Genomic DNA, 3,238 nt, shown 5'->3' on the forward strand with positions numbered 1-3,238 from the left:
TCGGAAGCTGAAATTGCCCGCCCAGTTGAGTGGGATGAGTTATCGGAGAGCGAACGGGCACGGTTGAGTTTAGCAGTTGCCCGGTATGCGCTCAGACAATTCAACGACCTTAATTCTTCAGCACAAAATAAGTCACCTGAGTAGACACTTGATCAGATTTATTCTCTGCGTAATATCGAGCGTAACTTTCGTTTTGATTGGCGCTTAAGAATAATCCCAATGAGTCTCACACAAGGAATCAGGAAGTTGTACTTCTATTCCTGGCTGCCTTATAGTGCCGATCGACGCCAACACATTGATGATGGCATTTTTAGCCAACAGTTCATTTAATCAGTCATTCTAGAGGCTCCTATGGACGACGTGGGAGAGGATTGGAGGGTTGTTAACGAGGGTCTGCTTATCGGTAGACCCGTTCCCTCTGTATAGATATCGGTCTAATTCTGGTTTTTATGCAAGAACTAGAATTTTTGTTACAAAACATCATTATTTTTTTCTGACCCTGGCAGGCGATCGCTTCTACTGGTTAAGGAGCATTCTGGTCTGGTACAATAATTCCCCATTACTGAATCCCTGGAAAGGATACGCACCAATCGTTAGAGGTATTTTCGCTCTGTTGTTAGAGTAGTTGACACTTGGCGAAGTTAGGCGTTTGAAAAATTTGCTTGCCCTTTGTAAAACACCTCCACTCCGGGAAGTCAACAGCACTTCTTCCTGCTGGCATAGCTAGTTGTTCCTAAGTGAGTAAGTAACTGCAAGATTGAGTATCTCTTAGGATATTCTCATCCGACAGAATGGCTAGCTAAAATAAGGTAGGGAATCGTAATTGTGCAAATATCTCTTGCTATACCAAGTAAAGAGAGTCCCCTCGATAACATCCATATTTAGTGGGATTTATTTAATTGTTCTGCCTGTAAAAGCAAGGGTTGCTCTGCTTTTCACCACTGCATTTTTTTCTCTGACCAATAGTTAAGTGCAGTCGAAAAAAGCAATCTTACTTTACATTAAAATTAGAAGAGATATTTATTTATTGAAAAAAAGTTGACCTAAAAGCCGAGAATTTAACACCCCATGCACCTCAGATTCTCTCAAAATATCAAGTCTCTTCTAGAGAAGTTAGCGAATAAACCGTTAACTCTAGCGGATGTTCTGGCAGAAACTTCTGAAAGGGGCTTTAGTTTAGTTATCGCGTTACTTGTTTTGCCGTTTCTGTTTCCGATGCCACCCGGATTTACAGTGATATTGGGTAGCGGCAGCTTGATATTAGCGTTGCAAATGGCTTTAGGGCAACGTTTTCCTTGGCTACCCAAAAGAATTCGCCAGTTTCAATTTCCCCGCTGGTTTGCCCAGCAACTTTTAAAAAACCTGCAACGAGTCACAGGAGTGCTAGAGAAAGTGACTCGTCCCCGGTTGCGCTGGATAGCAGAAAATCCTCAAATTTGGCAATTAAACGGACTTTGTATTGCATGGCTGTCTGTGTTGCTGATGTTACCCATCCCTTTTACGAATCCGATTCCAACAATTGGGATTTTGCTACTCGTCATTGCCATGCTAGAAGCCGATGGTTTGCTGATGTGTTTCAGTTATGGATTAACTGCTGCGATTACTTTGTTGTTCGCAGTGGCTGCTGGCACGTTCTGGCAAGCGTTGAGTTCGGTGCTGCAAAGGTTGTTTCAGTAAATTCTATAATTTAGAGCTTTCTCGTTCTTCGGGGTTACAAGATAGAAGTGTAAAGGCGCATATCTTGATACCTCTACAATGATTATTTTTCACTATCTCAATACGATGTAGGCACCCAGCATTACTTTGTTAAGCTGTATTAAGTAATGCTTAGCTCATGCTCAGAACTCCACAGATGCGCTTGTTGATGCCGAATTTGTCCTATACACCGCCTTGGTTGCTGAGAAATGGTCTGTCAATGACCTTATATACTGCTTTGCGGGCAGGGCGCGAATGGGAGAAGATGACTGTAGATCCGGAGCCAAGTTACCAGGAGACAACTTTTACAGGTGCCGGAGACGTGCCGATTTATGGATGGGTTGCTATCCCCGATCGCCCTCATGGTACGATTGTGGGGACTTATGGCATTACCGGCGATTTAGAGAATCAATGGTTTCTGAGACTGTTGGGGCGCAAGGCATTTGCACAAGGTTATGCAGTGGTGCTATTTGATTGGCGTGCCCACGGGAAAACCGCTCAGTTGTCTCCGACCTTGACTTCTGATGGCTTGTACGAGGGAGAAGATTTCGTCTACATTGCTGCCCAAGCTAAAGCGATGGGTTGTCCTGCACCGTTCTGGTTTACGGGGTACTCGTTAGGAGGGCAACTGGCGCTATGGGCAGTGAAAGCTTCACAGGAGTTGTTAAGCGGGAAAAGTCAGGAACTAGGGTTGCAGGAAAGGGAGATTGGGGGGGCTGCGGTGATTTGTCCCAGTCTGGATTCCAACCGTTCCCTATCCTATTTGGTGAAACACCCGTTGGGTAAGTATTTAGAACAAGCGATCGCGCGAGAATTGAAAAGACTGGCTTGGCGCGTTCATCATGCTCATCCTGAAGCCATCGATCCCGCAGCGATTGAGCGGGCTAACAGCATTTGGGGCTTTGATAATGAATTGGTAATCGGGCGATTGGGCTTTCCATCCGTCGAAGCGTATTATGACGCTAGTAGTGCCCTACACCTGTTACCTCACCTGAAAAAACCGACTCTAATTCTGTACGCCGCTGACGATCCGATGTTTGACCCTTCAATTGTGCCTGAGTTGCAAGCGGCTAGCGATCGCAATCCTGACATTAGTTTAGTGCTGACGCAATATGGTGGTCATGTAGGCTACATCAGCAGCCGGGAATGTCAGCGTCAAATAGGAGATCCCGATCCCTGGTGGGCATGGAATCGAATTTTAGAATGGTGCAAGGAAATTAAAAATTAAAAATGCAAAATGTAAGACTTGCCATTTTACATTCTTAATTTTTAATTGCACTACTAACTATGGCGGAGCAGTAAAACGGGTGGCAAAATTTGAATTTCGTGTTGGAGATAAAGCCCGCGCTTTGAGAATTGCGGCGGTCAAAAAAGCATAGGAAACAATTCCCACCACCGCCAATAATAATCCGCTGACAGCGCCTGTAGCATTCCACAACGCATGGAGTCCTGATGCTGTCAGATAACCAATCAGCAAAATTGTCCAGCGCTTCTTGGGTTTTAGGGCACTCAGCCCAATGAAATAGCCTAGATAGCCGCTGTA

3 protein-coding genes are annotated in these 3,238 nt (G+C 45.0%); 2 read left to right on the plus strand and 1 reads right to left on the minus strand.

Annotation, left to right across the window (positions count from 1 at the left end):
* The first annotated feature begins 1,068 nt into the window (after nt 1–1,068).
* Entirely contained in the window at nt 1,069–1,677 is a 609-nt protein-coding gene (locus H6F50_RS08125; protein ID WP_190428219.1) for an exopolysaccharide biosynthesis protein, read from the plus strand.
* A 187-nt stretch (nt 1,678–1,864) separates the two neighbouring features.
* A complete protein-coding gene (locus tag H6F50_RS08130; RefSeq protein ID WP_190428223.1) occupies nt 1,865–2,923 on the plus strand; it encodes an alpha/beta fold hydrolase in 1,059 nt (352 codons plus the stop codon).
* Nucleotides 2,924–2,980: 57 nt separating this feature from the next.
* Here the strand turns inward: H6F50_RS08130 and H6F50_RS08135 are convergent.
* A partial coding sequence (locus tag H6F50_RS08135; RefSeq protein WP_190428221.1) for a PrsW family glutamic-type intramembrane protease occupies nt 2,981–3,238 on the minus strand: 258 nt, incomplete at its 5' end.

The sequence above is a fragment of the Coleofasciculus sp. FACHB-712 genome (assembly GCF_014695635.1).
GTDB lineage: Bacteria > Cyanobacteriota > Cyanobacteriia > Cyanobacteriales > FACHB-T130 > FACHB-T130.

Bases quoted from the DNA above. Each gene is read 5' to 3' on its own strand.
- H6F50_RS08130 (WP_190428223.1), top strand. From the start codon at position 1,865: ATGCCGAATTTGTCCTATACACCGCCTTGGTTGCTGAGAAATGGTCTG.
- H6F50_RS08125 (WP_190428219.1), top strand. From the start codon at position 1,069: ATGCACCTCAGATTCTCTCAAAATATCAAGTCTCTTCTAGAGAAGTTA.